Source organism: Caloranaerobacter azorensis DSM 13643, from assembly GCF_900129995.1.
Classification (GTDB): domain Bacteria; phylum Bacillota; class Clostridia; order Tissierellales; family Thermohalobacteraceae; genus Caloranaerobacter; species Caloranaerobacter azorensis.
Genome location: NZ_FQXO01000111.1, coordinates 1 through 5,654 on the forward strand (window position 1 = coordinate 1; position 5,654 = coordinate 5,654).

Sequence of the window (5,654 nt, forward strand, 5' to 3'; positions counted from 1 at the left end):
CTTTTGTTAAATCCTTTATTAACCCCTTTCTATTCATTTTCATTATTATATCGTCTATTAAATTTGGAAAACTTATATCAGCTGCATCAATTCTTCCATTTTTAATTGATTCTATTATTTTTTCTTTGTCTTTTCTACTTATCTGCATCATATATTATTTATCGGCACTTTTTATCAATATCTTAAATTACGAATTGAAGTTTACTAATAATATTTTTCCCAAAACTACTGTATATATTTCATAAATTTGTCAATAATACAAATGTATAATCAGTAGGGGGGATACTATGAATGATATAGACATTATTTCTCAATTAAGTGATTTAAAAGAAATAGATTATAGAAATACATTAGCCATTGCAAGTATTATTGAAGTATTAGTAGATAAAGGTATTATCAACAGAAATGATATAGCTATAAAAGCTAAACAATTAGACTCTATGTCAGCTGAAGAAATAAAGATAATGAGGACTAAAAGATATTAGTCCTCATTACTTTCATACATATCGTTAAAACCATATATATCTTTGCTGAAATATCTATCACTTCTATCAGGCATTAAAGTTACAATGTTAATTTTTTTATAGCCTTTATATTTCTTTGCATATTTTATTGCAGCTACCAAATTAGCTCCTGAAGATGACCCAACTGTAAGTCCCGATTTTACTGCAATATCCTTAACCATATCATATGCTTCATCATCATTTACATAAATAGCTTCATCAACTAATGACATATCCATAGTTTCAGGCACAAAATCATTACCTATTCCCTCTATTCTATAAGCAGCATACTCGCCGCCACCTAATATTGAACCTACTGGATCAGCTAATATTCCCTTTATATTCTTATTTTTTTCTTTTAAATACTTAACTATACCAGAATAAGCACCGCCAGTTCCTGCTCCTGCAACAAACGCATCTATTTCTCCATCCATATCGTCATATATTTCTGGACCTGTCATTACATAATGTGCTTCCGGATTTAGTGGATTTGTAAACTGGTTAAGTACATAACCATTTGGAATTTCTTTTAATAATTCTTCTATTTTTCTATACGCTCCTTCCATTCCATCTTTTGTAGGCGTACTATAAACTTGAGCACCTAATCCTCTCATAATAATCTGTTTTTCGATAGAAAACTTACCCGGTACTACTAATATAACTCTGTATCCTTTCTGTACACCTAACAATGCTAATGCAATACCTGTATTACCCGCTGTAGCTTCAAGTAAAGTATCTCCCGGTTTAATAATACCTTTTTTCTCAGCCTGTTCTAACATATATAAAACTGTTCTATCTTTTACACTACCGCCCGGATTAAGATATTCTAATTTCGCAAATATATTTACATTATCTGGTATGCCGTAAGATTTATTATCAAATTTAAACATTGGTGTATTTCCTATTATTTGACTTATATTTTCTATATATTTTTTCATTTTATTCACCCTCTTTTTCAAGTTTTTCTAAAACTACTTTCGCATATTCTTTAGCTGAAAATAATGAATGGTCTCTGAAATTGCCGCATTGTACTTCATTTGTAGCTGGAACTTCTTCCTCTTTAGTTTCTATAATTCTTTTTAAAACTTTAACCCACGCCTTTTTAATATCTTCAACATCTGTTTCTCCAAATTTTATTAAATAAAACCCAGTTCTACATCCCATTGGTGAAATGTCTATAATGTCCTCTATTTCATCTCTAAAATAAGTAGCCATTAAATGTTCAATTGTATGCATTGCAGCCGTCGGTATAGCACCTACATTAGGTTGCATAAATCTCAAATCATATTTCTGAACTATATCTCCTTTAGGCCCTATTATCCTGCCAGCCTTTCTTACATAAGGAGCTTTTACTTTTGTATGATCTAATTCAAAACTTTCTACTTTCATCGGCATAATTTTTCTCCTTCCTATTGATTTACTGATTTATCGTTTAATGAGTTGTTTAAACTATTTAAAATATTTTCTAATTTATTTAAATACTCCCCATATTTAGCCCAATCACCTTTTTGAGAAGCCTCTTTAGCTTTGTTAAATATTTCATTTGCCCTTTTTATTATTTCCTTTAGATTTCCATCTGATATATTTACATCTACATTATCAATCATACCATTTTCATCTTTTTCTCTATCTATCTGCCCAAATATTTTAGTAAGGGCTTTATCTAAAGTCTCCTCCATAACTATTTTGTTTTTATATGCAACTATTACTCTTTTAACCTCTGGTAAACTATTTTCATTATCAGCTTGTAAATATATAGGTTCTACATATAATAGAGACTTTTCTATTGGTATTACTAATAAGTTTCCTCTTAAAACTATAGAACCTTTTTGACTCCATAATGTAAGTTGCGGTGAAATATTTGAATCCTGATCTATTCTAGATTCTATCATCATTAAACCATCTACAGTTTTTGATTTTGGGAATTTATAAATAAATAATTTACCATAATTTTCTCCATCATTTCTAGCAACAAATAGCGCTGTCATATTAGGCTTTGTAGCTGGTGTATAAGGTACTGTTAAAAGAAATTCGGCCTTTTCTTCATCCGGTAATTTAAACATAACATAATTTGATTCAGCTTTTTGAACTTTTGACATATATTTTTCTTTAGCTATATCCCATACATCTTCTTTATTATAGAAAACAACAGGATTATTTATATGATATACCTTATATACTTCAGACTGTATATCAAATAGTAATTGAGGATATCTAACATGTTCTCTTAAGCCTTTAGGCATCTGGCTTTTATCTAAAAATAAATCAGAAAATATATTTTTATAAGTCATTATTATAGGGTCTTCTTCATCAAATACATAGTATTTAGTAGTTCCATTATAAGCATCTACAACTACTTTTACTGAATTTCTAATATAGTTAATATCTGTGTTTCTATAAGGCTGTGAATATGGGTATTTACTACTTACAGTGTATCCATCAATTATCCAATAAAGTCTACCATCTTCTTGATTTATAACTAAATATGGATCATCATCATATATAATAAAAGGTGCTATTTTTTCAACCCTGTCTATAATATTTCTATTTATTACGATTCTACTATCAGAGTTGATATCACCTGATAATATCAGTTTAAGGCTTCCTTCTCTGATTGCAAATAACAGTCTATTTATTCCGGTTAATTTTATACCTGCTGAACCTTGGTATACTGCTTCTTGATTATTTTCACCGATTGGATAGTCAAATTCTTTTTCGTCTGTATTTACTACTATATAGTCGTTAGTTAATTCACCAAAGTATATTTCTGGCCTTTTTATTTTTAAATCTGTCTCTGTAACAGGTGGAATATCCTTTATTAAAAGTTCAGGCTGTCCTTCTGGCGTAACTGAATTAACCGGTGATAAAGTAAGTCCATATCCATGAGTATACTTTAAATGTTGATTAATCCAAGTTTTAGCCTGCTCACTCAACCTTTCTTGATCTAATTCTCTTGCTGCTAAAAATACTTGTATATATTCGCCATTTATATAATATCTGTCTATATCTATATCATTGAATCTATAATACTGTCTTATTCCCTGTAATTGATTATATACTTGGTTTACAGGTCTATAATCATTAATTTTTATATTTTTTATAGTTTCTTTATTCTTAATTAAATCATCTCGTGTCAAATTTTGCTCAACATTAAAATTCATTTCTTTAACATTGTCTAATCCATATGCCTTTTGAGTATATTCTATATTGTATTTTAAATATTTTTGTTCTTTCGAAATCTCATTTGGTTCAACTATAAACTGCTGGAATAATCCGCTAACTATACTTCCTAACATAGAAAATATTATTAAAGCTGCAGGACCTGTTAATGCGAATTTAACTTTTCTTTTAATAGTTCCAATTAAAAATCCTATCGCCGAAATTACAGATATAAAGGCCATTATTCTATAAACCCATAATGATATATGAACATCAGTAAAACTTGCACCATATACCTTTCCTCTAGTTGAATACAGTATTTCATAGCTTTTTAAAATATAACTTAACCCGAATATGATAAATATTACTAAACCTATCAATCCTATTTGAAATAATATAACTTTAAAAATTCTTTTATTGAATAGTGAATTTAAGTTTCTAACTGGGCCATCATAAAACTCGTATCCATCATAAATTTCTGGTCTTCTTATTGCTAAAAGAATTAAATAAAATACAATAGTTAAAACAATTAATATAAATAAGAGTAGTAATAGTAGATTTATAATCTCACTTAATAATGGCAGTTTAAATATATAAAATGATATATCTTTATTAAATATAGGGTCATTAATATTAAAATTATTCGAATTGATAAATTTCAATATTGTAAACCACAAATTACCTGCAAATATCGAAGAAATATATAGTGAAACCAAAACTGAAACAGCCCAAAGTACAGAATTTAATCTTTTTTCTGCAACCCTATCCGGTATTATACCGGCTACTTTATAATAACTCTTTTTAATAGATTTAAAATAAAAAACTAATAACAAAGTTAATAAAATAAAAGTAGGTATTCCTATTGTAAATTGGGTTTTTAATTTTGTAAAAAATGTTTTAGTATATCCTAATTCCTTAAACCATAGATAATCCGTAATGAAACTTATAATACTTGAAAAAGAACTTATTAAAATTAATGCTAAAATTATAACAATGCCGATTATATAACCAGTTTTTTTATTCAAATCTAATTTCCCCTTTCAAAAAATAGGTAGTATAATGCTATACTATCATTATACTACCTATTTAATATATTTCAAACTCTGTAAGTTATTTTTTGTCATTAGTAATCCGTCCATCACCGCTCAAATCAATAACTTCACCTAAATATCTTGATTTTGGTTTTAAAAAATTTACAAGTACATAATCTTTAACTCTAGCCAAAAACTCTCTATTTTTATATAAAGGCATTTTAGGATAAATATGTTTGTCCGCTGTAACTCCATATGCATCTATACCTAATTTTCTAGCAATATAAATCGCTCTTGGCAAATGATATTCTTGAGTAACTATGATAATCTCTTTTGCTTGAAAGACATGTTTAGCTCTATATAAACTATCATAAGTATTAAATCCTGCATGATCTAAAAAAATATCTTCTGCTGGTACATTTCGTGATATTACATATTCTTTCATAGCGTTAACTTCGTCATATGATTTCTGTCCATGATCTCCACTTAACAAGACTTTCTTTACTATATTATTCTTATAAAGTTCAATTCCAACATCTAATCTATCTTGAAGAATGGGTGATACTCTTCCATTTCTATATACTAAAGCTCCTAAAACTAAAGCTGCCTCGCATTTTGGAGCATCTTCTAAAGATACAATATACTTATTGGAAAATTTAATTATATTATAATTAATGATTCCTACCACTACTATTCCAAATATAATACATATCAATAAAATAGATAATATTCGTTTAAATAATCTATTCATAATATATCATCTCCGTCTGAACAAAGAATTCTTATTAGATTATAACATATTTTTATACAAAAAATAAAAGAATCCGGCAACGACCTACTCTCCCAGGCGGTCTCCCGCCAAGTACCATCGGCGCTGGAGGGCTTAACTTCTGTGTTCGGAATGGGAACAGGTGTGACCCCTCCGCCATTGTCACCGGATTTACAATCTTCGATTGAATTT

At 28.5% G+C, this 5,654-nt stretch carries 5 protein-coding genes and 1 rRNA gene; 1 reads left to right on the forward strand and 5 read right to left on the reverse strand.

Annotation, left to right across the window (positions count from 1 at the left end):
• The first annotated feature begins 287 nt into the window (after positions 1-287).
• Positions 288-485, forward strand: a complete 198-nt coding sequence (locus BUB51_RS11925; protein WP_035164993.1) for a hypothetical protein — start codon at positions 288-290, stop codon at positions 483-485.
• Here BUB51_RS11925 and BUB51_RS11930 read toward each other — a convergent pair.
• The 5 genes from BUB51_RS11930 to rrf all read right to left on the reverse strand — a co-directional run bounded on the left by BUB51_RS11930 (position 482) and on the right by rrf (position 5,632).
• Complete coding sequence (locus tag BUB51_RS11930) at positions 482-1,441, reverse strand: PLP-dependent cysteine synthase family protein (protein WP_073197998.1); 960 nt, start codon at positions 1,439-1,441, stop codon at positions 482-484. The two genes, BUB51_RS11925 and BUB51_RS11930, sit on opposite strands and share 4 nt — an antisense overlap.
• Before the next feature lies 1 nt (position 1,442).
• Complete coding sequence (locus tag BUB51_RS11935) at positions 1,443-1,898, reverse strand: S-ribosylhomocysteine lyase (RefSeq protein WP_073198000.1); 456 nt, start codon at positions 1,896-1,898, stop codon at positions 1,443-1,445.
• Positions 1,899-1,912: 14 nt separating this feature from the next.
• Positions 1,913-4,687 (reverse strand): UPF0182 family membrane protein, encoded by a 2,775-nt coding sequence (locus BUB51_RS11940; protein WP_073198002.1) that lies wholly within the window; start codon positions 4,685-4,687, stop codon positions 1,913-1,915.
• An 85-nt stretch (positions 4,688-4,772) separates the two neighbouring features.
• Positions 4,773-5,444, reverse strand: coding sequence for a SanA/YdcF family protein (locus BUB51_RS11945; protein WP_073198003.1), 672 nt, complete (start codon positions 5,442-5,444; stop codon positions 4,773-4,775).
• 71 nt (positions 5,445-5,515) lie between these two features.
• Positions 5,516-5,632 (reverse strand): 5S ribosomal RNA (gene rrf, locus BUB51_RS11950).
• Positions 5,633-5,654 lie beyond the last annotated feature (22 nt).

Bases quoted from the DNA above. Each gene is read 5' to 3' on its own strand.
- BUB51_RS11945 (WP_073198003.1), bottom strand. From the start codon at position 5,444: ATGAATAGATTATTTAAACGAATATTATCTATTTTATTGATATGTATT.
- BUB51_RS11930 (WP_073197998.1), bottom strand. From the start codon at position 1,441: ATGAAAAAATATATAGAAAATATAAGTCAAATAATAGGAAATACACCA.
- BUB51_RS11925 (WP_035164993.1), top strand. From the start codon at position 288: ATGAATGATATAGACATTATTTCTCAATTAAGTGATTTAAAAGAAATA.
- BUB51_RS11935 (WP_073198000.1), bottom strand. From the start codon at position 1,898: ATGCCGATGAAAGTAGAAAGTTTTGAATTAGATCATACAAAAGTAAAA.